Below are 24,328 nucleotides of genomic sequence, written 5' to 3'. Positions count from 1 at the left end.
ATCTAAGGTAAAGGGATGTTTAGATGATTATCGCAGCTTTAAACGAAAGTAAAAATGATACCCGGGTGGCCATTACACCTAATGCAGTCAAACACTATTTGAAACTGGGCCTTGAAGTCGCTTGTGAAGCAGATGCTGGCAAAGCATCTGGCTTTCGTGATGCTGACTATGAAGAAGCGGGCGCCAGCATTGTCGCTGATAAAAAAGACCTCCTGAAAAAGACCAAGATCCTTGTCACTGTCAATGAACCCTCTCCTAAAGATTTGCAAGGCTTACCTGCAGGTTCTTTACTGATTGGCCCTCTTGATAATGAACAGGAAGGCGAGCTATTGACCTGGTGCTGTAAAGAAAAAGTGAGTGCTTTTTCAATGAACCTCATTCCACGCATCAGCCGTGCACAAAGTATGGATAGTTTATCTTCCCAGGCGAATCTGGCTGGTTATCGTGCAGTACTTGAAGGGGTCAACCATTTTAATCGCGCTATCCCCATGATGATGACTGCTGCTGGAATGATTCATCCAGCCAAGATCCTAATCCTGGGTGCAGGGGTTGCAGGCTTGCAAGCTATCGCTACTGCCAAGCGTTTGGGTGCTGTCGTTTATGCCTTTGACGTCCGCCGGGCAGCGAAAGAACAGGTAGAAAGTTTAGGTGCCGAATTCATTGAAGTCAGTGAAGAAGACAGCGAGACCAGTGGCGGCTATGCTGGAGAAACCAGTGAAGAATATAAACGCCGGCAAGCTGAACTTATTGATCAATATGCCAGGCAGTCTGATATCGTTGTTTCTACAGCGTTAATTCCCGGCCGCAAGGCGCCTGTTTTGCTGACTAAAAAAACGGTGGAAGGGATGAAACCAGGTTCTATTATTGTTGATCTGGCAACAGCTCGGGGTGGTAACTGTGAGCTTAGCCAACGTGACAAAGTCATTAAACATGGTGAAGTGACTTTGGTGGGTTACAGCAATCTAGCTGGTCTTGTCCCGGCAACAGCCAGCGAGTTATATGCTACCAATCTGGTTAATTTGATTCGCCTTTTGCTGCCATCTACACCACCTGTGCTTACCTTTAGCAGGGAGGATGAAATTGTTAAACAAGCCCTGCTCTGCCATGAGGGTAACTACCTCCCCTTCCACACGGTTAAGGAGAACTAATATGACTGGTATTAATACGCTCAGTAATCCCTATATCGCTATTCTGACTATTTTTATCCTGGCTTGTTTTGTCGGTTACTACGTGGTTTGGAAGGTAACCCCTGCCCTGCATACGCCGTTGATGTCTGTGACCAATGCAATCTCCAGTATCATTATTCTTGGTGCTTTGATTGCTGCGGGCAGCCAATTAACGGGTACGATTACCTGGCTTGGCGGTATTGGGATTTTTATCACTGCCATTAATATTTTTGGTGGTTTTGTGGTTACTCAACGCATGTTGCTGATGTATAAAAGCTCAAAAAAATAATGCCTTATTAGGGATGATAATATGACTTCATTGTTTCCTTTTTTTTATCTGATTGCAGCAGTATGCTTTATTTTGGCTCTTAAAGGTTTGGCAAGCCCGTCTTCTGCAAGGCGAGGTAACCTGCTGGGAATTTTTGGGATGGCTCTCGCCATTATTGCAACCATGATGATGCCTTCCATGAATCATCATTGGTTGCTTATCGTATTAATCCTGGCTGGCGGTGCGGTCGGTACTTTTATCGCACTAAAAATCCATATGACCGCTATCCCCCAATTAGTGGCTGGTTTCCACTCTTTAGTGGGTTTGGCTGCCGTCCTTGTAGCATTCTGTGCCTTTTTATCGCCTCACTCATTTAATATCGGTACCCCAGGAAACATTGAAAAAGCAAGTCTGGTAGAAATGAGTCTGGGTTTAATTATCGGTGCCATCACTTTTTCCGGTTCGATTATCGCCTTTTTGAAACTACAAGGCTGGATGTCAGGGCAACCCGTTCGTTTTCCAGGACAGAAAGCGCTTAACATCTTCATGGGTTTAGCCATTCTTGGCTTGTTTATCTATTTTATTGTCGCGCAACCCTTCCATACATTTTGCTTACTTGCACTCTTGTCTTTCTTGATTGGCTTTTTGTTAATCATCCCGATTGGTGGTGCTGATATGCCGGTAGTTATTTCCATGCTGAACTCCTATTCTGGGTGGGCAGCAGCCGGTATCGGTTTTACGCTGAGCAACCATCTATTGGTCATCACGGGTGCTTTGGTCGGTGCGAGCGGGGCCATTTTGAGTTATATCATGTGTGTCGGTATGAACCGCTCAATTATTAACGTCATTTTTGGTGGTTTAAAAAATGCGGGCACGGTCAGCAGTGGCTCAGCCCACCATGAATCACAGCAAGTTAGACAAGCCAATGGCGAAGACGCAGCCTTCTTGTTAAGCAATGCTAGAGATGTGATTATTGTTCCCGGCTATGGGATGGCGGTTGCCCATGCTCAGCATGCCGTAAAAGAGCTGGTCAGCGCACTTGAAGCCCATTCAATTCGAGTTCGCTTTGCCATTCATCCAGTAGCTGGCCGTATGCCTGGGCACATGAATGTGCTCCTGGCAGAAGCCAATATCCCTTACGATAGAGTCTTTGAGCAAAGTGAAATTAATCGCGACTTCGCTACCTGTGATGTTGCCTTTGTTATCGGTGCTAATGACATCACTAATCCAGCTGCCAAAACTGATCCCAACTCACCCATTTATGGCATGCCTGTTTTGGAAGTTGAAAAGGCTAAAACTGTTTTATTTGTAAAACGCAGTCTTTCACCCGGGTACGCCGGTGTGGAAAATGATTTATTTTTCCGCGACAACACCTACATGCTCTTTGGAGATGCAAAGACCATGACGGAGTCAATTGCCAAAGCCTTGGCTGAAATTTAACCGGAAAGGCAGTCTTAAGCATTAAACAGACTGCCAATTATCAATCCTGTAAAACTTTTATTCGATCACCTATTTCAATAGTTGTATACCTCTGCGACTCTTGATATAAGCCTTTATAGGGGCATGGCTTAAATTGCCATGCTGAGAAAATAACGTTATGGTATTTGTGTGTGTCATTTAGGAGACAATTTTTATGCTGCGAAAAATCGGTTGTAGTTTACTATGTGCCGGTGCACTATTTAGCGCAAAAACCCTAGCAATGAATTATATTCATACTACTTCACCAGGTGTCAGTATCGAATACCGACTAGCTCCCAATGAATCCGTAATCTTCGCAAACTCTTGGTTTTGGACAATTACAGCTATTTGCACGACCCACATTGAAGGCTCTCATACTGAACTGTATGCAGAAATGATTAATAAAAAAGCAAAAATTAATGGCAAACTTTTTGAAAAAGGATCCAGGGAATCCATGGTTATTCATCATGGGGAAAAAATAACGATTAGTGCCGACTCTGGCGCGAAAGTAAAACTAATTAACCAGGGTTCGTATCTGGTCAAAGCCCATTGCTCTACTTAAAAGACTGTGAGTTATTCCACAAAAAACGACATTTTGTGGAGATCCGGTCAAACTAAGTAAACATAAAAAAAGGGGAGTATCAAACTCCCCTTTTATTTATTTACGATACTTTAGAATATCCTGGGGATCCAGGAGCTGGTTGGTTGCTGGTCTTCAACTTTTTGTTGAGGATAAAGACTCTTACTAAAGTCACGCAAGGTTTTTTCATCAAAAGTTGCATCAACAGCCTGTTCAACCTCATCCACACTTAAAATCGCTGCAGGCTCTTGAACCAAGTCGATCTTTGTATGGTGTGCGTCAACTATTTGCTGATGGAAATGATATAAATAATTACGGTAAGAGTGTTGTTTATAACTGCTGTACCTCTCGTCAATCACTAAGTGATCAATTGACGATCCGATGGCTTCGGAAAGCCTGGTAGATAAGTCTGTAATAAACGCTTCATCAACTATATTGTTGTTTGTTTTGAGAGCCTGCTCTACATGGTGCTTTAAAAGGGCTATTAAATGAGCCTGCCAATCTGCCATGACCAATTTCGCATGTTTTTTACCGTTCTCATTGTGAGAGAAAAACCGGGTAATTTCGTATCGACTCGCATTATCAGCATAAGCTTTTTCGTAATTGAATCCTTGCTTAATGATGTTCGAAAAATTAGCCAATACGTTGTGCAGTTTTTTAGCCTCAGGAAGAGCAAGGCCATCTATGCTTCTTACATTATCGGTTAATAATATCTCTACCAACTCCGGGCTTTTTAAACCCAACAAGGTAGCCGTAACTCCGTTCAGAACTTGAAAGCGCTCTTCAAACGCAGAAACTTTTTTATCACGCTCGTCTAAATCGCTTCTCAATGCTGCAATTTCGATATCTCTGGCACTAATAAGCTCATCTTTTTCCCTAACAGTTTCTTCCACTTCCGCCAGTCGGGCTTTGCTTTGCTCAAGCTCCAGTTTTAATTTTTCAAAAGCAGCGGTAGATGGAGAGGCCAAATAGTTACGAATGAGTTGGAAAAACCCCCCTGACTGATGCTCAATTTCCATCATCCCAAGAGTAACGCCACTGTGCTCAATGACCACAAAATCATCTTCGTCAACAATCCCGCTTTCTTCTACATCGCGGGCTTGCTGCAACATTGCCTCGATCATGTCGTCGATGATTTTTTTGCGGTGCTTCAGTAATTCAATTAATCTGTCTCTATGCGGATCAGAAGAGGCTTGAGCCTTTTTTATCAGATGATCATATTCTTCAGAAATATCCTGCTGCTTAATTAAAATTAACTCAGCCTGTCTATTCAATTCAGATTGTTGTGCAGTCGCTATTGCTTTCTGAAAATTACTTTTTGCCTTACTAAAATCAGCACCAAATAGAACTTCACCACGAGCAACAACTTCTCCCGCTTCAACACTTCGTTCCTCCAAAGCATTAAAGCGATCGAAAGGAATCCTTGCGAAGGTAGAGGCAATATTATGCGCTAATGCGACAATACCACTTCTTAAACCATCAAGAAAATCTTTGTTATAATAGATTTTTTCCCATTGTCTTCTAGCCTCTTGAAACCAACTTTTGTCTTCCTGGCGAGCACGATAAACTCTGCTGCAATCGGCATCAAAACGTTCTGCACAAGCTTGCAACTCGCCTCTAACGCGGTGCATTTCTTTAAGATAGGGATCAACAAGGTAAAGAAAATCATTTAAATAAGTGATTTGATTGGTCTTCGTAAATTTGTAAAGCTTGTCCAGCTCGGACTTTAAAACCTGCAATCGATCGCGTAGTTGCAACAGGCGAATAAAATTTTCCCTCTGACCTTGATCAAAGTGCTTTAACAGAAAGGAATTATCCTCCGCTGCACTTAAATCATAAGCCAAGCCATCATAGAGGTCTTTATAACCACCTTCGTCTGTATATTTGTCATGTGGCTTGCGGTACAACTCAACAACCAAAGGATTACTTAAAACGCCTTGTTGCTTAAGAGTAAGGGTAATATCTTCTGCTCTGGCATAATAACTGCGCAGTTGATCCCCAGTAATTCCTTCCTGGCCAGTAATGAGCGGCAATGTATATTGATCAACCCGAAGAAGTATCTCCTCCATAGTGCCAATTGTCTTTCCGACCTCTAAAAACAGCTTTTCAATGGCATCTTCTTCCTGTGCCGGCTGTTTCCGATGCGCAATACAAATGTTATCAAGCGCAGTAATACAACTAAGCATCTCACCATCTACACTGGAGGAGCGGCTGATATCGCTGTTTTTCATGAGCTGAACGGTGAAATTATAAATTCTTAAACGGTATTTATCCTGTTCTTCCTCAGGAAGGGTCATTGCTTTTTGACAAAGATGGGCAATCAATATCATGGCAAACACTTTGCCATGGGAAATATCGGTCAAATCAGCACGGCCAAAATAACGTGTTTGGTTATCAGTGATGTATTGGTAGCAAGTATTGTAAACAAAATTAAAGAATTCGCAGTTTCTTTTTACTCCCTTTTCAGGATTAGTCTCTGAAATACGTCGATAAACATCAGACAGGCCGCCGGCTTTAGGCTGTTCCAGTCCATCAATAAAACACTCTTTATTCGTTATTCCAAAGGTGTAAAGCCATCCTTGGGGAGCGTCATTGATGATAATGCTTGAGCTCATGCTAGCCATAGCACGCTCTTGATCATAAATATCTAAGATGTTTCTGATAAAGGGAGTTTCTCTAAATTTAATCTTGGCCATGTTTTACACCTGAAAACGTCTAAAGCAATGCTGTTAATACTAGTTAGGAAACCTTAAGGGATTATTAAGGCAAGCCCGTAAAATTCATATTCCGTTAATAAAAGTCCAAATTAGCCGCGCTAGAATAGCACATGATCAATTAATGTTCACGCGTTGCTGAAAAATGAATTTTCGGATAACGCTCCTGGGCCATGGTCAGGTTCACTCTGGTAGGGGCGAGATACATGAGGGAATCACTGCCATCCAGTGCCAGATAGTCGTGAGCCTTAGTACGAAATTCAGTCATTGCCTTGTCATCTTCGCTATAAACCCAACGAGCACAACTTACATTCACTGCCTCATAGACGCAATCTACCTTGTATTCGTGTTTTAAACGATGCGCCACCACATCAAATTGAAGAACCCCAACAGCACCCAGAATTAATTGGTTAGAGTTGAGTGGTCGAAATATCTGGGTCGCCCCCTCTTCAGACAATTCAATCAAACCCTTGAGCAATGCCTTACTTTTTAAAGGATCTTTCAGACGTACCAAGCGAAACAGTTCAGGGGCAAAATTAGGGATACCTGTAAATTTCAACAGTTCTCCTTGACTAAAGGTATCGCCAATACGAATTGTGCCATGGTTATGCAAGCCGATAATATCACCTGCCATCGCCAATTCCGCGTGGCTGCGGTCGCCAGCCATGAAGGTCAACGCATTGGCAATTTGCACTTCTTTGCCCAGGCGTAAATGGCTTAACTTCATTCCCTTCCTAAAGGTGCCAGAGCAAATGCGTAAGAAGGCAATGCGGTCACGGTGTTTAGGATCCATATTGGCCTGAATTTTAAATACAAAGCCTGTGAAAGCCTCTTCTTGCGGCTCAACTATCCGCTCAACGGTCTGCCGCGGCATAGGGCCTGGGGCATATTGGGCAAAATCATCCAATAATTCTTTAATACCAAAATTATTAATTGCCGAACCAAAATAGACCGGTGTCATTTTTCCAGCCAAATAATCAGCCAGATTAAATTCGTGAGAAGCCCCTTTGACCAGTTCAATTTCATCACGTAATTCTTGTGCCGTTTGCCCCAGGAGTTGATCCAGCTGCGGGTTATCTAACCCTTTAATCTGCACCGCATCTTGCTTTTGTGTATTTTTACCGGGTTCATAGAGATAGACCGTATCCTGATAAAGATGGTAGATCCCTTTAAAGCGTTTACCCATTCCCACCGGCCAGGTTACTGGAGCGCATTGAATGCCCAAAACAGTTTCTACTTCATCAAGCAGACTGATCGGCTCTCGCCCTTCACGGTCCAATTTATTGATAAAGGTCATAATGGGGGTATCGCGCAAACGGCAAACCTCCATTAGTTTAACGGTTCTTTCCTCTACCCCTTTTGCCACATCGATAACCATCAGTGCGGAATCAACTGCAGTCAGTGTACGGTAGGTATCTTCGGAAAAATCTTCGTGGCCTGGTGTATCCAGCAAATTCATCACATGATGGTTGTGGACAAATTGCATGACGGACGTGGTAATGGAAATACCCCTTTCTTTTTCCATCTCCATCCAGTCAGAGGTCGCATGCCTATCTGCTTTGCGCCCTTTTACAGTTCCGGCCAGCTGAATTGCACCTCCGAATAACAACAGTTTTTCGGTAACGGTTGTTTTACCGGCATCCGGGTGAGAAATAATGGCGAAAGTCCGCCTTTTGGTAAAATCCTGGTAAAAATCAGACATAAAGAAAACCTGCTGCGCATTCGATATGCGCATTCTAAGTGAAATAACAAAAACAGACAATTTTACCACATTCAATTACGGAATATTGGCTTCTATTTATTTGCAAATTAATATTTACTAAAGTGTAACTTTAACCGGGGCCTTACTTTTAATAATTGCTTACGGGCACGTTTCAGCCATAAGGCAGGCCAAAAACCATATAAAGTTGCCAAATGATAAAAATACAAACTCCGATAAGTGTAAAGTGCAACCTTACCACTGATAAAATGCTGGATTTTGGCAAAACTGGTCAAATGGCCATAAGCGCCATAACAGGCCAGGGCAACAATAGAACCTCGATCGCGATATTGAAATACTTTCTCTGGTTTATGGCCGGAAAATTCAGCGTTGAATCTATCGGCTAGAAAACTGGCTTGCTGATGAGCTGTTTGCGCTCTCGCAGGCATCGGAAAACCTGTATGGGGATCAATTAAATGCGCACAATCACCTAGAGCAAAAATACTCTCATCCCGCGTCGTTTGCAGTGTTGGTTTAATTATGAGGCGATTAATAGGATCCGTTTCCAGACCTGCTATTTTATTTAAAAAATCGGGGGCTTTTATACCCGCTGCCCAGACACAGAGATCAGCCGGGATAAATTGGCCTTTTTCGGTGTGAAGTCCATTTGCCTGCACTTGAATCACTTTCGTATTGGTATAAACATTCATCCCGAGCGACTGCATCTTCTTACAGACAGAGTCAGTCACTCCTTCTGGCAGTCCTGACAGGATACGATTGGAGGATTCAATCAGGGTAATTTGAGCCAATTTTATTGCGGAGTTATCCAGTTCATAGGCTTGAACTTGTGTGAGTGAGTGATGTAATTCTGCTGCAAGCTCTACCCCTGTAGCACCTGCCCCTACAATGACAATATTAAGAGGTTTTGGTGGGGAATTGGGGAAATAATTAATCGATAAAATTTTATTGAGATATTTTTTTTGAAACACATTTGCCTGTTCAAGATCATCGATTGTCAGGCAAAACTCACTCACTCCGGGCACACCAAAATTATTCGAGCGGCCGCCTACAGCAAAAATCAGCGAATCATAATGCAGTGTCCTTGCTGGAATAATCTCTTCACCCTGCTCATCGAGTAAGGGGGCAATCATGATCATTTTACGTTCTCGATCCAAATCTATCATTTTTCCTGGCTGGAAATGATAATCATGGTTAGAGGCATGGGCATAGTAATTAATTTGGTCAATATTAGAATCAAGAGAACCTGCAGCCACTTCGTGTAATAAAGGTTTCCATACGTGAGTGGATGTTTCATCAACCAGAGTAATATCCGCTTTATGCTTTTTACCCAATTTTTTACCAAGCCGGGTAGCTAACTCCAGTCCTCCTGCACCACCACCTACAATAACAATTTTGTGTTTGAGCGGTTCCTGAGGCATCATCTACCTTCGCTTTTATTCGCTATAAAGATATTATCTAGTTTAGTTTATCTCGACTTTTTGAAGAAGCTTAAAAGCGCAATGAAAATAGTCCTGGAATTTTAAGAGTATAAAATGTCTATTGAATCCATCGTATTTATTGAGAATCCCAGCGAAGAAGATCATGGAGCCATTTATCATGGGATCAACCATTACGCGGCCCAGCAAGGTATGGCGGGTACAGGTGGGTATTTTTTTGCAGCCTATGATAACGACAACAAAATTATCGCTGCTATTTCCGGCTTCGATAATTTTGGCCCCGCAGAAATTGGGGGGCTGTGGGTTGATAAGCGGTTCCGCAATCAGGGTTATGGTAAGGCATTGGTTACCAAGGCAGAAGAATGGGCTAAAAGCAAAGGATGCAAAGCGGTCACTGTTTTTACCCTCAAGGATTGGCCAGCTTATGCCTGGTACCAGACACTGGGTTTTACAGTTGAATATGAACGTCCCGGGCATGCCAATAATTGCATAGGCTGCTACCTGATTAAAAAAATTTAAACCGTAATCCTCAAATACGGGCATTTATCTTTATGCCTTGCTCTTTTTTTAGTAACTACCAATAGAAAACATACTGAATAAATCGTTTTTTTAATTTCTATTGATGGTTTATTTCTAATGAGACTAAACTGTAGTAAGAACCTGAACCTAAATGCCATGAAAAATTTTAATCAAAGGGTTTTATTAAATCTTTTTTTATTCATTCTATTCTTCTTGCAAATAGGCGTGAATGTTTCGTCTTATGTACAGATTCAGCACCTGCTGAATGCCAAGCAATGGGTATTACGTACACAGGAGCTTATTAGCGCGATTAATGACTTATGGGGTAATATTCTAGAAATCAGCGTGTATACGAGAGGCTATGTCATTACAGGTGATGCCAACTCTGTACAAGCATTGAATCATGCCAGCGCTACCGCTTCAACAAAAGTACAGAGTCTTAAACAACTCATTAAAGATAATCCGAAACAACTTGAACGCTTGAACCATTTAAGCACTCTGTTAAAAGAGCGCATTCATTTCAGTAATTCCGTTATTGCAATTTATCAGAAAAAGGGGGAAGAAGCGGCTGAAGACCTATTAACCAAACATAGAGGTACTTTACTGCACGAGCTTCAAACAATCATCGTTTCTATGATTAATACAGAAAAATCCCTGCTAAACGCAAGAGATGATGAGCTGCAAAAAACCAGCGATACAGCGCTTAGCTACATCAAAATGACCAATACCCTGACGTTTGTTCTGTTTTTTTTGTTCCTTGGAATATTTAATATACAATTTTCGCGCACCGTTAAACTTATTCAGAGAAGAAAACAAGCAGAAGATCAACTAAAAGGCATCATTAGTGGGACAAATGATTCCATTGCCGCCATTGATAAAAATTATAATTTGATCGCTTTTAATCCTTCCTACGCCCAGGATTTTCTGCAACTTTTTGGTAAATCCATTTCCCTGGGTGACAATTTAAACGATCTTTTACAACATCTGCCTAGTGAGCAAACCAACCAGATTAATCTATGGGAAAAAGCTCTCAGCAATAAAAAATTTTCCATTATTGAAGAATTAGGTGATTCAAAACTGACACGTAACAGTTATGAAATTACTTATAGCCCCATTCATAATGCAGACAATATACTCATTGGCGCCTCACAAATTGCAAGAAATGTAACGGAGCGTTTAAAAATAGAAAAAGAGATGGAGAGAGCCAATGCCCAACTAACAAAAAACATAGAAGAAACCAAGCAAAGGAATCATGCTGTGTATCTGCTTAATCAATTAAGCAGTACATTGCAAATGTGCTTAACTGTTGAGGAAGCCCTGGAACCTATCGCAATTTACGGACAAAAACTCCTACCCAACACCGCAGGAAGTTTATATTTGGCTCACCCGTCTAAAAATTATATGGACTGTGTGACAGGCTGGGGAAAGCCTGCTGTAGAAGAACAAATAATCGGTACCGAGCAATGCTGGTCTATCAGACGCGGGCAAATTTATCATTATTACAACTCGGAGCAAAGTATTCCATGCCAGCATGTCAAAGCTGTCAAACCCATACCCTGTTATGTCTGTATACCTCTTCAAGCCCAGAATGAAAACATAGGTCTCCTGTACCTGGAATTTTTAAATAGCCAGCATCTTGGTGAAAAAGAATTTCAGCAACTACTAGAGACCCAATACGAGCAACTTATTATTAGTATTGCGGAATCGATAGCACTCTCTCTGTCAAATATTAAATTACATGCCAGTATCAAAATGCGCTCGATCAGAGATCCGCTCACCAATTTGTATAATCGTTCCTATCTGGAAGAATTTTTTGCCAGAGAATTGCAACGTGCAAAACGGCAAAATAGCAAGTTAGCATCCGTCATTATGGATCTTGATCACTTTAAAAAGGTCAATGACACGTATGGGCATGAAGCAGGTGATGTTGTCTTAATAGAAGTAGCAAATTTATTAACACGCAATATTAGAGAAACCGATATTGTTTGCCGCTATGGTGGTGAAGAAATCTTAATTTTGTTAATTGAGGTTAACAGTGCAGAAGAAGTTTATGAACGGATTGATCAACTGCGTCAGGAGATTAGTAAACTGGAAATTTCCTTTCAGGGAAAATTACTTGAAAAAATCACGGCTTCTTTTGGCATTGCAATGATGCCTGAGCATGCCGAAACTCAAAGTGAATTGATCGAATTCGCTGATCGCGCGCTTTATCAAGCCAAAAAACAAGGCAGAAATAAAGTCATTTCTTATAAAAAGTAGGAAAGCATTTTTTCTTTATTAGCCGCAGAGGGAATAACATGAAAAAATGTGTGGTTCTGGATGCTTGTGCATAGAGATAAAAATAAGGCGGCAGTATTCATCGTTATGCGTCGCATCCAGAACTTATCCTGACTAGTTATTCATTGATTAATGAAAGCGCTTCCCCTTTACAGACAAAGTAATCATTCACTTTGGCAGCACTAGCCAGAGCCAGAGTTTCGGGTTGCCAGCGTGGTGCTTTATCTTTATCAACCAATAAAGCTCTTACCCCTTCGTAAAAATCCGGATCACGCATAAATTGGCCAACCAGGCAATAATCCATCTTAATGCATTCAGCCATCGACAGGTTCTTTGCTTTGTGAATTTGAGCCAGAGTCACCTTAAGACTTAAAGGTGCTTTTTGCTGTAAATGCTCTAAAGTCTGAAGAGCCCAGTCATCTCCACTTAGCTGCAATGAAGCAAAGATTTTTTCTACACTGTCTTGCGCGAAACAGTGATCAATTATGGCTTGCTTCTTCTCAAACACAGCTTGCTCAGCAGGTATGGCAAATTGCTGCAGGCAATTAACAACCGCTTGAGAAGCATTGTGTGATAAATCAGCAGCAATAAGACTCATTAGGACATCTTGCAATTTATCTGAGCTAATTACTTGCTTCACCAAACCCAAGGCAAGAGCCTCCTGGGCATTTAAACGATCGCCTGTTAAACCCAGATAAACTCCGAAATTTCCTGGGCAACGAGCCAGTAAATAACTGGCAGCGATATCAGGAAAAAAACCTATCCCCGTTTCAGGCATAGCAAAAACAAACCGTTCACTGGCAATAGGATAGGAACCGTGCAAGGAAATACCAACCCCCCCTCCCATGGTGATCCCATTCATCAAGGAAATATAGGGCTTGCTATAGCTGTGAATATAGTGATTTAACCGATATTCATGCCAAAAAAACTGCATTTGCACGGGATCTTTGTTAAGCCCTGCGTCATAAAGCCAACGTACATCACCTCCAGCACAAAATGCTTTTTCACCTTCAGCCTGAACAATCACCGCATGAATATCATCGTCACTCTGCCACAGTTCTAGCTGCTGCTGTAAGGCCTTGAGCATCTCCAGAGTTAACGCATTTAAAGCTTTAGGGCGATTTAAGGTCACTAAACCAATATGCCGCTCACGAGCAAAAGCAATATCCGCTGTCATACTAGACTCCTTTGAATTTTGCCTGTCGTTTTGCCAAAAAAGCAGCCACACCCTCTTGTTTGTCCTCACTGGCACAAACCTTGGCAAAATGAACCGCTTCCAAATGCAGTGCATCAGTCAAAGACAAATCATAGCCATGATCAATCACTTCCATGACACTCGCAATAGCTAATGGAGCCATTGCTAAAATGCCATTTAGAATTCGTTTACTTTCCTCTACCAATACGTCGGGTGCAAAGACTTCACTGACCAATCCCCAATTGAGCGCTGTTTCTGCATTGATAAAACGGCCCGTTAAACACAGATCCATCGCACGCCCTTTACCTATGAGCCTTGCCAAACGCTGTGTCCCGCCATACCCGGGGATAACCCCCAACTTTACTTCCGGCTGACCAAACTGTGCTGTAGTCGCTGCAACCCGCATCGTGGCTGCGATTGCCAATTCACAACCCCCACCAAATGCAAAACCGTTGATTGCGGCCAGGGAAGGTTTGCCCAGGGTTTCTAATTGTCTAAAGACATGTTGCCCTTCACAAGCAAATTGATAGCCGCTTTGTGCATTACACTCTGCCAGGCGGGAGATATCCGCACCAGCACAAAAGGCTTTACCTGTTCCGGTTAAAAGCAATGCTTTGACTTTTTTGTTTTCTTTTGCCGAGGCGAAAATTTCCGCCAAAGCATGCAAAACGTCGCTGCTTAGAGCATTCAATTTTTCTGGTCGATTTAAAGTAAGGGTCAAGATCCCGTTGCTATCCAATTCTTGGGCAATTAAATTCATTTAGAAACTCCTGTTAATCAATAAAATACGCTTCATCCAAACTCGCTTTAGCAATAATTTCCCGCATGATTTCATTAGTGCCCTCGAGGATCTGATGCACCCTGAGGTCACGGAAAATGCGCTCAATCTGATAATCGTGTAAGTAACCATAACCTCCATGCAACTGCATTGCTTTGTCACTGATACGAAAAGCAATATCAGTCGCTAAACGCTTAGCCATCGCACAATACATGGGAGCATGAGGATCTTCTTTATCCAGAGCATCAGCAGCGCGGTATACCATTAAACGAGCAGCCTCAAAATCCGTTAACATATCAGCAAAATAAAAACGCAAGGCTTGCATCTGGTTTAAAGATTTACCAAATTGCTTCCGCTCATTTAAATAGTTTTGAGTTAAACGCAAACAGGCAATCGCCCCTCCCAAAGAACAGGAAGCAATATTCACCCTGCCTCCATTTAGTGCTGATAACGCAATTTTAAACCCCATCCCCTCAGCACCAACCCGATTAGCCACAGGGACACGGCAATCCTCAAAATACACCATACAGGTAGGCTGACTGCACCATCCCATTTTCCTTTCCAATTTACCGAAGCTCAACCCAGGTGTATTTTTTTCAATTAATAAACAGGAGATCCCATGATGGGATTCATCACCTGTTCTTACCATACATAAATAGACATCGCTGACACTACCGCCTGAAATAAACGCTTTAGCGCCATTTAAAACATAATGATCACCGTCTAAAATTGCACGGCTTTTTAATGAAGCAGCATCAGAACCAGACTCAGGTTCTGTCAAACAATAACTGGCTAACGCGGCCATGGAAGTCAGACGTGGCCCCCAGGCCCTGCGTAAAGGCTCATCGGCATAACGATCAACTAAAGAGGTCACCATATTATGGATGGAAAGATACGCACTGGTCGTGATACAACCAGTCGCTAATTGTTCAAAAATAAGAGCAGCATCAAGCCGTTTGAGATTAGAGCCCCCAATATCGTCAGCAGAGACAATTCCTGCCATACCGAGGCTTGCCGCTTCTCGCAAGGTTTCAACCGGGAAAAAACCATGTTCATCCCAATTCGCTGCATTGGGCGCTAATTTATTACGCGCAAATTCTGCAGCCATATCACGAAAAGCGAGATGCTCTTCACTGAGTTTAAAATCCATACCCCATCCTTAGTTAAACGTGAATTCAATTCAAAGACCAAACAACCTTATGACAGTTTGATAAAGATGTTATTATTGCCAATTTTTGCCGTCCGTGAAATAAAAAACAAGAAAAATCACATGGAGACCACCACAAATTTTGATATTAAACAGGCAAAAGCTGCTCATGTCTTAAAAAACTATTTTGGTTTTGACGCTTTTCGCCATCCTCAAGAAGAAATTATCAATGAATTAATTGCTGGTAATGACCTTTTGGTACTTATGCCCACTGGTGGCGGTAAATCACTATGCTATCAGGTTCCCGCTTTGGTACGCGAGGGAATAGGGATTGTGGTATCCCCCCTCATTGCACTCATGGAAGATCAGGTGGCTGCGCTGAAATTACAGGGAATTCGCGCCGCTTATTATAATTCATCATTAACCAGCGATGAGGCAAGACAAGTACTGGCCCAATTACATAATAACGAACTTGATTTACTCTATGTTGCCCCTGAACGCCTGGTAAGCCAGGCTTTTCTTGAACGGTTACAAGAGTGCACTGTCGCTTTGTTTGCTATCGATGAGGCCCATTGTATCTCTCAATGGGGGCACGATTTTCGTCCTGAATATGCCGCGTTGGGTTTATTGAAACAGCATTTCCCTGAAGTGCCTGTCATTGCGCTGACAGCAACCGCTGATCAACAAACACGGCAGGATATTATTGTTAAACTTAATTACAATCCCAAACAATTTATTGCTTCTTTCGATCGCCCTAATATCCACTATCTTGTGCTTGCCAAAAATAATCCCCTAAAACAGTTAAACCAATTTCTACAAACACAAAAACAACAGTCAGGCATTATCTACTGCGGTACTCGCAACGGGGTGGAACGCCTTACAACAAAATTGCAGGAAGCTGGCTACAGTGCTAAAGCCTATCACGCTGGTTTGTCTCATAGTGAACGACGCGAAGTGCAATCTTTATTTCGCCACGATCGCGTTGAGATTGTTGTCGCAACACTTGCTTTTGGTATGGGTATTGATAAGTCCAATGTGCGTTTTGTCGTGCACTACGATTTGCCGAAAAATATAGAAAGCTACTATCAGGAAACTGGCAGGGCTGGCCGCGACGGCTTGGCTGCACAAGCCCTGCTTCTCTATGATCCTGCAGATAGTGCCAGATTACGCGGCTGGATTGCTACAGGCAATAACGAAGCCCAGCGACGGGTAGAAACGTCTAAATTGAACCATATGTTGGCCTTTGCCGAAGCAACTCATTGTCGCCGGCAAATTCTATTGCGTTATTTCGCTGAAACGAGTGATCAAGCCTGCGGCAATTGCGATGTCTGCGATAATCCGCCCCAAACCGTCGATGCAACTGAAGATGCGCAAAAATTGCTTTCCTGTATTTACAGATTACGCCAAAGTTATGGTTTAACCTATACTATTGAAGTATTGCGCGGGCAGAATTCCGAAAAAATCGAAAAATCAGGACATCATCTTTTAAGCACCTATGGCATTGGCAAGGACAAATCAATTGCTTACTGGAAGCAATTAGCATGGCAATTGATTCATCGGGATTATTGTTATCAGGATCTGAATCAGTTCAATGTGTTGCGCCTGTCTAAAAAGGCTATCGCCCTATTAAAAGGACAAGAAAAAGTTTCTCTTGCTCTCGTTAATGTGGATGCGAAAAATAAAACAGCTAAAACAAAAGCACGCAATCTTCTCACTGCCACTCATCATCCACTGTTTGAAACATTACGCGCTCTGCGCCGCCAATTAGCCGATGAAGAAAATAAACCACCTTTCATGATTTTTAGCGATACAACCTTGCATGAAATGGTGCGTGAGAAACCGCAAACGATGGAAGATTTATTGAATATTTCCGGGGTAGGCCAACATAAACTCAACCATTATGGCATGCACTTTCTAAAAGCCCTGCGCGACTATGTCGAATTAGTGTGACATGTGAGCGCTTCGCTATATTTTTGTCATACCGTCTAGTAGCCTTGATGCAGCGTAGCGTAATCAAGGTATTCACTCTCCAAAATTAAACAGTGAATATGCCCACGCTTATGATACAAACATTGAGATAAATAAACCTTGATTTCGCTACGCTGCATCAAGGCTACACTTGTTTAGCAAAGTAGGTTGGGTCATTTTGACCCAACAATGAAACGGACTTTTCATCCTGATATTGGGTGGAGATAAAATGCTATTTGATCACCTCAATGAAACAAAAAACCCTAGTGTGCGTGGCAACCTATTTTCAAATGAACCTGGTAATATTTGGCTTTACTTCCTTCAATAAAGCCACGTGTTTCCACGACTTCATACCAATCCAGTTTACCATGCATTTTTGCTGCTTGAGCCACAGCATTATTAATTGCTTCTTCAATGCCCTCTTCCGATGTGCCTACCAGTTCAACAATTTGATAAACTCGACTGTTCATTTTCTCTCCTTGAAATCATTGGCAATACATTGATCCTGAATTTGAGTGTAGACGAAAAACGACTGTAAAGAAAAGTCTTCAATCATTATTGAAGCTGTTGCTGGGCTTTGGCAATGGCTTTGCGGATCATTTGCGCTTCTTCTGATTGTTCAGGAGCCAATTTCAATAAATGCTGCCAATAGTTAATTGCTTGCTGATAATTATGATTCATGAATGAATCCATGGCTAACATGGCTAAGGCATCTGGTTGGTCAGGATCTTGCTGCAACAAATTAGTAAATAAAGTTCTAATCTGCTCATCAAAACGCTGTTGATTTAACTGCCAAAGGCTTTGTCCATAATTGACGGTGGTTGCTATATCGTTGGGATCGAGTTGATGTGCCTTGGCAAATGCTTCAGAAGCTATTTGCCATTGTCCTTCGCTGACATAAAGCCTGCCCAATAAATACCATCCCCGTGCACTGTCAGGATTAGCTTGTAAACGCGCCTTTAATCGATCAACTAATTCCGTCGGACTTTTAATAGTTTGAAGAACTGCTTCAACTCGACGCTGCCGTTCTGTTTCCTGCCTATAATGTTGCCAGGTAGACCACGCACCCCAGCGCCAATAGGCAGCAGCTACCCCAATAATTACTATTGGCGCCAAAACAGCCGCAAACCACGTCGTTTTACGCAATGGGTATAAGGCCACTGACAACGCCAGCAGAACCAGGGTAATAAAACACAGCGGAAGCCACCATTCATTCATTTGTCGTTCGCTTCAAACAAGTACGCCAAAAAATTAATAATCCCAGCAAAAGAAAAAAAGCAGGACCAAACCATAATAATACCGTCAAGAGCTTAACTGGTGGCTTAAATAAAATAAAATCACCATAGCGGGCAGTTAAATAACTAATAATTTCACTGTCACTTTTTCCCTCTTTAACCAACTCATACACTTGCATACGCAAATCTTTGGCGAGACTTGCATGGGAGTCAGCCAAATCCTGATTTTGACAAACCAGACAACGCAGCTCTTTTAATAGATGTAAAAATTGCGCTTCCTGTTTCGGCGTTTCCAAAGGATAAAGTGTATTCGCATGCCCTGTAGATAAAAACAAAGAAACCAGGAGCAGGCTTAAACAAGCCGTCAATCTCATCATGCTTCACCCTGCAACGTTTTCATAAGCGGTAAGAAATCGGCTTGCCAGGTTTTTTCGTCCAGAATACCAACATGGCGGTAACGAATAATACCCTTCTTATCAATAAGGAATGTCTCAGGAGTCCCATAAACACCGAGATCCATAGCCACTTTCCCTGTTTTGTCTTCGCCAATCACTTGATAAGGATTACCCCATTCTGCAAGCCAGCGTTTGGCATTTTCACTACTATCCTTGTAATTTAAGCCATATATCGGTACCCCTTCACGAGCGAGCCGCAACAAAAAGACCTGTTCGTCCGTACAAGCAGCACACCAGCTCGCCCACACATTTAATAAAGCAATTCGTCCGTGCATCAATTGTGGGGTGAATAATTGATCTTTAGCCAAGGTTGATAATTGAAATTCAGGTAAAGTTTTCCCTATCTGTACGGAAGGAAGAGTCTGTGGTTCCAAACTTAAACCACGCCAGAGAAAAACGACCAAAAGACTAAAAACTACTAAGGGAATTAACCGCCAATACAGTGCTTTCATACCGCAACCTCTTGTATCTGATTAGCGAGCTTCTGACGTTTCTGGTAATAACGGCGATCCGCTAAGGCAAGTAAACCTCCTGCTAAAATCATAAAACCGCCCCCCCAGATCCACCGCACGAACGGTTTGTAATACAAACGCACCGACCAGGCTTCATCATCAAGAGGCTCACCCAAAGCAACATAAATATCACGAAAGGGATTGACGTCAATCGCTGCCTCAGTCATTGCCATTTGCCCAACATTGTAAATACGTTTTTCAGGATAGATAACAGTGCTTTTATCCTTGTGCCCAATCGCAAAGTACGCTTGTGTGCCGTGATAATTTGCGCCTTCTAAAGGAATTTCCCGCAAAAATTTTATGGTATAACCTGCCAGTGATACAGACTCACCTGGTGCCATTTTTACATCATCTTGAATGCCATAACAATTCGATATCGCAATACCAATGATAGTTGCGGCGACCCCACAATGAGCAACAACCATTCCCCAAAAAGCCTGACCCAGATTTCTTAAGCCTCGCTGCTTGCTACGAATATGAATCAGTTTTACTGTGCTCAATACCACCCAGAAAGCAAGTATTAACCCCAAGAGTGCATAACCATCAATGCGTCCGGTTAAAGCAAACTCTAAACCCAGAGGTAAGAGAAGACTGGCAAAAAAAACAAGTCGCAATTTAGTCCCCAGTTTTTGCCAACTGTCTCGCTGCCAATTTAAATGAACGCCAATTCCCATGAGGATCACTAAAGGAATCATCAGTGGAACAAACACTGAATTAAAATAAGGCGCCCCAACAGACAGCTTGCCCAAACCGAGCCCGTCAATGAGTAACGGATACACGGTCCCCATTAATACAGTCAGCATCATCACTGCCAGAAAGACATTATTCAGCAGTAAGGCACTCTCACGCGAAAGCGGTGAAGGATTATCACGGCGCTGTAAAGTCTGTGCCCGCAATGCAAATAAGGTTAACGAGCCACCAATCACGACTAATAAGAAGCATAGAATATAAAGACCTCTCTGAGGATCAACAGCAAAAGCATGGACCGACGTTAATACTCCTGAACGGACTAAAAAAGTGCCTACCAGGCTAAGTGAAAAAGCAGTGATAGCCAGTAATAAAGTCCAAGCCTTAAATTGCTGTCGTTGTTCACTGACTGCGAGTGAATGCAATAAAGCGGTACCAACGAGCCAGGGCATAAAAGATGCATTTTCAACAGGATCCCAAAACCACCAGCCGCCCCAACCTAATTCACGATAAGCCCACCAACTACCCAGAGTGATTCCTGCAGTAAGACAGCACCAGGCAGCTAAAGTCCATGGTCTGGTCCATTTTGCCCAGGACGCCTCAACCCGCCCCACCCAAAGTGCGGCAATCGCAAAAGCAAACGCAACCGAAAACCCAACATACCCCATATAAAGCATTGGTGGATGAAATAAAAATCCTGGGTCTTGCAACAAAGGATTCAGATCACGCCCTTCTGTCTCTAATAATTGAAATTGCCGTATGAAGGGATTGGAGGTTGAAAGCAGAAAAAGAATGAATCCAACACTAAGCCAGCCTAGCACCACTAAAACCCGGGCACGCATTGCCGAATCCAACGCGGAACTAAAGAAACTAACTGCCAGCATCCATACACTTAATATGGCAACCCACAGCAGCATCGAACCTTCATGCCCCCCCCAGACCGCGCATAACTTATAAAACCAGGGGAGTGAAATGCTGGAATTGGTGAGTACATAAGCCACAGAAAAATCATCACTCAGAAAACAAGCCGTGAGGCAGCAATAGGCCAAGGCTATAAAAACAAATTGCCCACATGCATAAAGCGGCGCTGCGGAAACCCAATCTGTTTTGTTTCGTACAAGCCCCCAGGCAGGAATAATCGCCAGCAAAAAAGCAAATAGCAAAGCCAGTATTAGAGAAAATAAACCAATTTCAGCAATCATGCGCTTTTCTTTTCTCCTTGTTGAGCCGCTTTAGCCAAGGCATCCTTAACCTCCGGAGGCATATAATTGGCATCGTGTTTCGCTAATACTTCCTGGGCTTTGAATTGCCCATCTGTGCTGAGCTCACCAAGCGCCACAATTCCCTGCTCTTCACGGAACAGATCGGGTAAGATACCTGCATAATTGACAGTCACTGTTTGCTTGAAATCAGTTAGCTTAAATTGAACTGCCAACCCCTTGCTTGCCCGTACAATACTGCCTTTTACCACCATACCACCTAAACGAATTGTATGTTTACTGGAAGCCTCTCCATTGACAATCTGAGTCGGGGTATAAAATAAACTGATGTTCTGGCGCAATGCATAGAGCACTAAACCCGTGACCAGCGCGAGAATAGAAATGATAAATAAAAGCAGTAGCATTTTACGCTTACGTACAGCATTCATGAAGACTGTCTCTTAAACCATTGTTGTAATAATTTGCGGGCACGGGCGCGTTGTAATCGTAGGCCAACTGTATTTATTGCCAAAACGACAACTACCAGACCATATGCAGACCATATGTAGGAAGAATAGCCTCCCATGGCAAGCCATTGCATAAACTGAGTCATAATTCTTCCCTCTCCACCAGGTTCTTTACCCACTGCTGCCGGCGTTCACGCAGAACTAGCTCATTACGAGCCTTGTGTAACATAACCCACAGACAATAAAAAGAAAAACCAGCCAGAGTCAATAATAAAGGATAAAGCATAGTACTTGCGATTTTTGGTTTGGCAAAAACAGATAAGGTTGCGCCTTGATGCAAGGTATTCCACCAATAAACAGAATAATGAATGATTGGCAAATCTACCAAACCAACCAAAGTCAAAATAGCGACGATTTTATCGCCCTGCTCTTTATTCTGAAAAGCCGTTCCAGTCGCTAAAATCGCCAGATATAAAAGCAATAAAATAAGTTCGGAGGTTAACCGTGCATCCCAAATCCACCATGTTCCCCACATGGGCTTGCCCCAGATACTACCCGTCAGTAGCGCCAGAAAAGCCATAACGGCCCCTGTTTGGGCAGCAATTCCCAGCATTAAACCAGCCATTTTAATGCGCCAGACTAGCAAAAGCACGGCCAAAAATCCCATCCAACCATAAATTGCCATCGATAAAAAAGCTGTCGGAACATGCACATAGATAATACGAAAAGCATCACCTTGCTGATAATCCGGTGGTGCAAAAACCAAACCCCAGATCATACCAAGTATAAGAAAAAGCAAAGCACCTGCACCCAGACAACGCAGCCATGATCGTGTCAGCTCATAAAATGCCTTTGGCGATGCCAGTTGGTATAAAAATTTCCACATAGGGAATAATTGAATCAGAAAAAAACAGAAATTTTACCATGCATTACTCGGCAAGGCTAATACGAATCACCGCTGCAATAGCAAAAGGTAAAAAACCAACCGCAAGAATGGATAAAGCCAGCAAGAGTGCTAAATAGCCTAGCACAGGCAATCCTTGCATCACTGCGGTTAAACTGCCACTGCCAAAAACCATGACCGGGATAGTAAGAGGCAATAAGATCAAAGCCATTAATACCCCTTTTTGCTGCATGCCCGCACTAAATGCTGCAGCCAGGGCACATAGAAAAAGAATGGCCGGTGTACCAGCAATCAAACTGCAAAGTAAAATTGTTGTTTCATAAGCAGTCAAATTAAACAATAAAGCCAGCAAGGGACAAAAAATCAGCATGGGTATCAGGTTAAGTAACCAATGCACTAAAATTTTTGCTCCTACAATGACGCTAAGGGGGTAACCAGAAATCAACCATTGTTCCACAACACCGTCTTCATAATCCTGTTGAAAAAGCCCTACAGAAGCTAACAACATAGCAAGTAACATGGCTATCCATACTAATCCTGGTGCAACGGTGCGCAAAAGAATAATGTCGGGTGGCATTGTTAGTGGAAAAAAAACAGCAACCATTAAAAAAAATAAGGCCGCCTGAAACAAAAGTCGTGGTTGGCGAAGATGGATGAGCGTTTCGCGTCGGAATTGGCGGCGAAAGAGGGTTAACAGACTCATCATGACAAGGAATACTCCTGATAACTCGTCCGGTTTAATGGCAAATTCTGGTGTGAAGTCAAAATAACCTGTCCACCTCGAGCAAGATGGCTTTCAAGGCAAGTCATCAAGGTAGCAATGGCTTCTTTATCTAAAGCGACCAAAGGCTCATCCAGCAACCATAATTTCGCATCAGTCATTGCTATGCGTAATAATCCAACTCGCCTTCTTTGCCCCGCTGAGAGATGATAGACCATTTCATCACCAAACCCTTGCAAACCAAAGCCTGCTAATAGATGGTCAAAACTGAGGGTACGTCTACCCCAATGCATATCAAAGAAACAATTTTCTTTGATCGTAAGTAAAGGATTAATCCCTCCTTTATGCCCAACATAACAAAGCTTTTGTTGGTAAGCAGCAAGATCCGTCATGATTGCTTGTCCATCATAACGAATTTCCCCCTCCTGGGGCTGAAGCAAACCTGTCAATAATTTGAGCAATGTTGTTTTGCCAGCGCCATTATTGCCACGCAAATGCAGCAATTGTCCTGCAGCTACAGAAAATTGAACCTTCTGTAACAAAGGCTTATCCTGATAGTCAAAAGTGAGGGATTGAACGTCAAGCATGCAGGATTTCATTAATTAAAAAGGGCAGCCTATCTATATTTACTTATTCTGGCAAGAGTAAATCCAGAGTAGACTTCTTGCGAAACTCGCTGCAGTGCGGGCAGCGCAAGGAGAAACGGCGCGCAGAACCGCAGTGTACACGCCAGTACATGAGGATTCGAGCACCGGATCAACGAAGCGATGCCCCAATGCAGTAGCGTATAAAAATAGACTTCTTGCGAAACTCGCTGCAGTGCGGGCAGCGCGAGGAGAGACGGCGCGCAGAACCGCAGTGTACACGCCAGTACATGAGGATTCGAGCACCGGCTCGACGAAGCGATGCCCCAATGCAGTAG

The 24,328-nt window shown here is 42.8% G+C and carries 23 protein-coding genes; 7 read left to right on the top strand and 16 right to left on the bottom strand.

Features of this window, described 5'->3' with window-relative positions; genetic code table 11:
* The first annotated feature begins 23 nt into the window (after nucleotides 1-23).
* The 4 genes from Lfee_RS01935 (at nucleotide 24) to Lfee_RS01920 (ending at nucleotide 3,454) form a co-directional block, all read left to right on the top strand.
* Nucleotides 24-1,148 carry a Re/Si-specific NAD(P)(+) transhydrogenase subunit alpha gene (locus tag Lfee_RS01935; protein ID WP_058443604.1) on the top strand — a complete coding sequence of 375 codons (1,125 nt, stop codon included), beginning with the start codon at nucleotides 24-26 and terminating at the stop codon, nucleotides 1,146-1,148.
* Between the two features lies 1 nt (nucleotide 1,149).
* Nucleotides 1,150-1,455 (top strand): proton-translocating transhydrogenase family protein, encoded by a 306-nt coding sequence (locus tag Lfee_RS01930; RefSeq protein WP_058443603.1) that lies wholly within the window; start codon nucleotides 1,150-1,152, stop codon nucleotides 1,453-1,455.
* Between the two features lie 21 nt (nucleotides 1,456-1,476).
* Nucleotides 1,477-2,874 (top strand): NAD(P)(+) transhydrogenase (Re/Si-specific) subunit beta, encoded by a 1,398-nt coding sequence (locus Lfee_RS01925; RefSeq protein WP_058443602.1) that lies wholly within the window; start codon nucleotides 1,477-1,479, stop codon nucleotides 2,872-2,874.
* Nucleotides 2,875-3,067: 193 nt separating this feature from the next.
* Nucleotides 3,068-3,454 (top strand): hypothetical protein, encoded by a 387-nt coding sequence (locus Lfee_RS01920; RefSeq protein ID WP_058443601.1) that lies wholly within the window; start codon nucleotides 3,068-3,070, stop codon nucleotides 3,452-3,454.
* 110 nt (nucleotides 3,455-3,564) lie between these two features.
* Here Lfee_RS01920 and Lfee_RS01915 read toward each other — a convergent pair whose 3' ends face one another.
* From Lfee_RS01915 to Lfee_RS01905, 3 genes are all read right to left on the bottom strand, one after another.
* On the bottom strand, nucleotides 3,565-6,168 hold the full coding sequence (locus Lfee_RS01915; RefSeq protein WP_058443600.1) for a hypothetical protein: 2,604 nt from the start codon (nucleotides 6,166-6,168) through the stop codon (nucleotides 3,565-3,567).
* 139 nt (nucleotides 6,169-6,307) lie between these two features.
* The gene (locus Lfee_RS01910) at nucleotides 6,308-7,888 is read right to left on the bottom strand and encodes a peptide chain release factor 3 (protein WP_058443599.1); all 1,581 of its coding nucleotides are present in this window, start codon (nucleotides 7,886-7,888) and stop codon (nucleotides 6,308-6,310) included.
* 107 nt (nucleotides 7,889-7,995) lie between these two features.
* On the bottom strand, nucleotides 7,996-9,327 hold the full coding sequence (locus Lfee_RS01905; RefSeq protein ID WP_238584848.1) for an NAD(P)/FAD-dependent oxidoreductase: 1,332 nt from the start codon (nucleotides 9,325-9,327) through the stop codon (nucleotides 7,996-7,998).
* Between the two features lie 111 nt (nucleotides 9,328-9,438).
* Here Lfee_RS01905 and Lfee_RS01900 point away from each other — a divergent pair, with 111 nt between their 5' ends.
* Both Lfee_RS01900 and Lfee_RS01895 read left to right on the top strand, forming a co-directional pair.
* Complete coding sequence (locus Lfee_RS01900; RefSeq protein WP_058443598.1) at nucleotides 9,439-9,861, top strand: GNAT family N-acetyltransferase; 423 nt, start codon at nucleotides 9,439-9,441, stop codon at nucleotides 9,859-9,861.
* 156 nt (nucleotides 9,862-10,017) lie between these two features.
* Entirely contained in the window at nucleotides 10,018-12,120 is a 2,103-nt protein-coding gene (locus Lfee_RS01895; protein ID WP_058443597.1) for a diguanylate cyclase, read from the top strand.
* Between the two features lie 136 nt (nucleotides 12,121-12,256).
* On the opposite strand, the gene Lfee_RS01890 is transcribed toward Lfee_RS01895, so the two are convergent.
* Genes Lfee_RS01890 through Lfee_RS01880 form a run of 3 tightly spaced genes read right to left on the bottom strand, consistent with a single transcriptional unit; the run spans nucleotide 12,257 to nucleotide 15,261 of the window.
* Complete coding sequence (locus Lfee_RS01890; protein ID WP_058443596.1) at nucleotides 12,257-13,315, bottom strand: enoyl-CoA hydratase/isomerase family protein; 1,059 nt, start codon at nucleotides 13,313-13,315, stop codon at nucleotides 12,257-12,259.
* A gap of 1 nt (nucleotide 13,316) precedes the next feature.
* Entirely contained in the window at nucleotides 13,317-14,093 is a 777-nt protein-coding gene (locus tag Lfee_RS01885) for an enoyl-CoA hydratase/isomerase family protein (RefSeq protein WP_058443595.1), read from the bottom strand.
* A gap of 13 nt (nucleotides 14,094-14,106) precedes the next feature.
* Entirely contained in the window at nucleotides 14,107-15,261 is a 1,155-nt protein-coding gene (locus Lfee_RS01880; RefSeq protein WP_058443594.1) for an acyl-CoA dehydrogenase family protein, read from the bottom strand.
* A gap of 120 nt (nucleotides 15,262-15,381) precedes the next feature.
* Between Lfee_RS01880 and recQ the strand changes: the two genes are divergently transcribed.
* Nucleotides 15,382-17,208, top strand: coding sequence for a DNA helicase RecQ (recQ, locus tag Lfee_RS01875; protein WP_058443648.1), 1,827 nt, complete (start codon nucleotides 15,382-15,384; stop codon nucleotides 17,206-17,208).
* Between the two features lie 281 nt (nucleotides 17,209-17,489).
* On the opposite strand, the gene Lfee_RS01870 is transcribed toward recQ, so the two are convergent.
* The 10 genes from Lfee_RS01870 to ccmA form a co-directional block, all read right to left on the bottom strand.
* Nucleotides 17,490-17,696 carry a dodecin gene (locus tag Lfee_RS01870; protein WP_058443593.1) on the bottom strand — a complete coding sequence of 69 codons (207 nt, stop codon included), beginning with the start codon at nucleotides 17,694-17,696 and terminating at the stop codon, nucleotides 17,490-17,492.
* An 85-nt stretch (nucleotides 17,697-17,781) separates the two neighbouring features.
* Nucleotides 17,782-18,444 (bottom strand): tetratricopeptide repeat protein, encoded by a 663-nt coding sequence (locus Lfee_RS01865; protein WP_058443592.1) that lies wholly within the window; start codon nucleotides 18,442-18,444, stop codon nucleotides 17,782-17,784.
* The gene (locus tag Lfee_RS01860; RefSeq protein ID WP_370446967.1) at nucleotides 18,437-18,835 is read right to left on the bottom strand and encodes a cytochrome c-type biogenesis protein; all 399 of its coding nucleotides are present in this window, start codon (nucleotides 18,833-18,835) and stop codon (nucleotides 18,437-18,439) included. The genes Lfee_RS01865 and Lfee_RS01860 overlap by 8 nt, the downstream gene beginning before the upstream one ends.
* On the bottom strand, nucleotides 18,835-19,368 hold the full coding sequence (locus Lfee_RS01855) for a DsbE family thiol:disulfide interchange protein (RefSeq protein ID WP_058443590.1): 534 nt from the start codon (nucleotides 19,366-19,368) through the stop codon (nucleotides 18,835-18,837). The genes Lfee_RS01860 and Lfee_RS01855 overlap by 1 nt, the downstream gene beginning before the upstream one ends.
* Nucleotides 19,365-21,317: a heme lyase CcmF/NrfE family subunit gene (locus Lfee_RS01850; protein ID WP_058443589.1), complete on the bottom strand. Its 1,953-nt coding sequence runs from the start codon at nucleotides 21,315-21,317 to the stop codon at nucleotides 19,365-19,367. Before Lfee_RS01850 ends, Lfee_RS01855 begins: the two co-directional genes overlap by 4 nt.
* Complete coding sequence (ccmE, locus tag Lfee_RS01845; protein ID WP_058443588.1) at nucleotides 21,314-21,763, bottom strand: cytochrome c maturation protein CcmE; 450 nt, start codon at nucleotides 21,761-21,763, stop codon at nucleotides 21,314-21,316. The genes Lfee_RS01850 and ccmE overlap by 4 nt, the downstream gene beginning before the upstream one ends.
* Complete coding sequence (gene ccmD / locus Lfee_RS01840; RefSeq protein ID WP_058443587.1) at nucleotides 21,760-21,927, bottom strand: heme exporter protein CcmD; 168 nt, start codon at nucleotides 21,925-21,927, stop codon at nucleotides 21,760-21,762. The genes ccmE and ccmD overlap by 4 nt, the downstream gene beginning before the upstream one ends.
* Entirely contained in the window at nucleotides 21,924-22,667 is a 744-nt protein-coding gene (ccmC, locus tag Lfee_RS01835; protein ID WP_058443586.1) for a heme ABC transporter permease CcmC, read from the bottom strand. Before ccmC ends, ccmD begins: the two co-directional genes overlap by 4 nt.
* A 43-nt stretch (nucleotides 22,668-22,710) precedes the next feature.
* Nucleotides 22,711-23,391 (bottom strand): heme exporter protein CcmB, encoded by a 681-nt coding sequence (ccmB, locus tag Lfee_RS01830; RefSeq protein WP_058443585.1) that lies wholly within the window; start codon nucleotides 23,389-23,391, stop codon nucleotides 22,711-22,713.
* Nucleotides 23,388-23,993: a cytochrome c biogenesis heme-transporting ATPase CcmA gene (gene ccmA / locus Lfee_RS01825; RefSeq protein WP_058443584.1), complete on the bottom strand. Its 606-nt coding sequence runs from the start codon at nucleotides 23,991-23,993 to the stop codon at nucleotides 23,388-23,390. The genes ccmB and ccmA overlap by 4 nt, the downstream gene beginning before the upstream one ends.
* Nucleotides 23,994-24,328 lie beyond the last annotated feature (335 nt).

The organism is Legionella feeleii, from assembly GCF_001467625.1.
Lineage (GTDB): Bacteria > Pseudomonadota > Gammaproteobacteria > Legionellales > Legionellaceae > Tatlockia > Tatlockia feeleii.
This window is presented reverse-complemented; position numbering and strand designations above follow the sequence as displayed.

Excerpts from the sequence above, each read along its gene's own strand:
- Lfee_RS01935 (WP_058443604.1), top strand. The coding sequence starts at position 24 with ATGATTATCGCAGCTTTAAACGAAAGTAAAAATGATACCCGGGTGGCC.
- Lfee_RS01930 (WP_058443603.1), top strand. The coding sequence starts at position 1,150 with ATGACTGGTATTAATACGCTCAGTAATCCCTATATCGCTATTCTGACT.
- Lfee_RS01925 (WP_058443602.1), top strand. The coding sequence starts at position 1,477 with ATGACTTCATTGTTTCCTTTTTTTTATCTGATTGCAGCAGTATGCTTT.
- Lfee_RS01920 (WP_058443601.1), top strand. The coding sequence starts at position 3,068 with ATGCTGCGAAAAATCGGTTGTAGTTTACTATGTGCCGGTGCACTATTT.
- Lfee_RS01915 (WP_058443600.1), bottom strand. The coding sequence starts at position 6,168 with ATGGCCAAGATTAAATTTAGAGAAACTCCCTTTATCAGAAACATCTTA.
- Lfee_RS01910 (WP_058443599.1), bottom strand. The coding sequence starts at position 7,888 with ATGTCTGATTTTTACCAGGATTTTACCAAAAGGCGGACTTTCGCCATT.
- Lfee_RS01905 (WP_238584848.1), bottom strand. The coding sequence starts at position 9,327 with ATGATGCCTCAGGAACCGCTCAAACACAAAATTGTTATTGTAGGTGGT.
- Lfee_RS01900 (WP_058443598.1), top strand. The coding sequence starts at position 9,439 with ATGTCTATTGAATCCATCGTATTTATTGAGAATCCCAGCGAAGAAGAT.
- Lfee_RS01895 (WP_058443597.1), top strand. The coding sequence starts at position 10,018 with ATGAAAAATTTTAATCAAAGGGTTTTATTAAATCTTTTTTTATTCATT.
- Lfee_RS01890 (WP_058443596.1), bottom strand. The coding sequence starts at position 13,315 with ATGACAGCGGATATTGCTTTTGCTCGTGAGCGGCATATTGGTTTAGTG.
- Lfee_RS01885 (WP_058443595.1), bottom strand. The coding sequence starts at position 14,093 with ATGAATTTAATTGCCCAAGAATTGGATAGCAACGGGATCTTGACCCTT.
- Lfee_RS01880 (WP_058443594.1), bottom strand. The coding sequence starts at position 15,261 with ATGGATTTTAAACTCAGTGAAGAGCATCTCGCTTTTCGTGATATGGCT.
- recQ (WP_058443648.1), top strand. The coding sequence starts at position 15,382 with ATGGAGACCACCACAAATTTTGATATTAAACAGGCAAAAGCTGCTCAT.
- Lfee_RS01870 (WP_058443593.1), bottom strand. The coding sequence starts at position 17,696 with ATGAACAGTCGAGTTTATCAAATTGTTGAACTGGTAGGCACATCGGAA.
- Lfee_RS01865 (WP_058443592.1), bottom strand. The coding sequence starts at position 18,444 with ATGAATGAATGGTGGCTTCCGCTGTGTTTTATTACCCTGGTTCTGCTG.
- Lfee_RS01860 (WP_370446967.1), bottom strand. The coding sequence starts at position 18,835 with ATGAGATTGACGGCTTGTTTAAGCCTGCTCCTGGTTTCTTTGTTTTTA.
- Lfee_RS01855 (WP_058443590.1), bottom strand. The coding sequence starts at position 19,368 with ATGAAAGCACTGTATTGGCGGTTAATTCCCTTAGTAGTTTTTAGTCTT.
- Lfee_RS01850 (WP_058443589.1), bottom strand. The coding sequence starts at position 21,317 with ATGATTGCTGAAATTGGTTTATTTTCTCTAATACTGGCTTTGCTATTT.
- ccmE (WP_058443588.1), bottom strand. The coding sequence starts at position 21,763 with ATGAATGCTGTACGTAAGCGTAAAATGCTACTGCTTTTATTTATCATT.
- ccmD (WP_058443587.1), bottom strand. The coding sequence starts at position 21,927 with ATGACTCAGTTTATGCAATGGCTTGCCATGGGAGGCTATTCTTCCTAC.
- ccmC (WP_058443586.1), bottom strand. The coding sequence starts at position 22,667 with ATGTGGAAATTTTTATACCAACTGGCATCGCCAAAGGCATTTTATGAG.
- ccmB (WP_058443585.1), bottom strand. The coding sequence starts at position 23,391 with ATGATGAGTCTGTTAACCCTCTTTCGCCGCCAATTCCGACGCGAAACG.
- ccmA (WP_058443584.1), bottom strand. The coding sequence starts at position 23,993 with ATGCTTGACGTTCAATCCCTCACTTTTGACTATCAGGATAAGCCTTTG.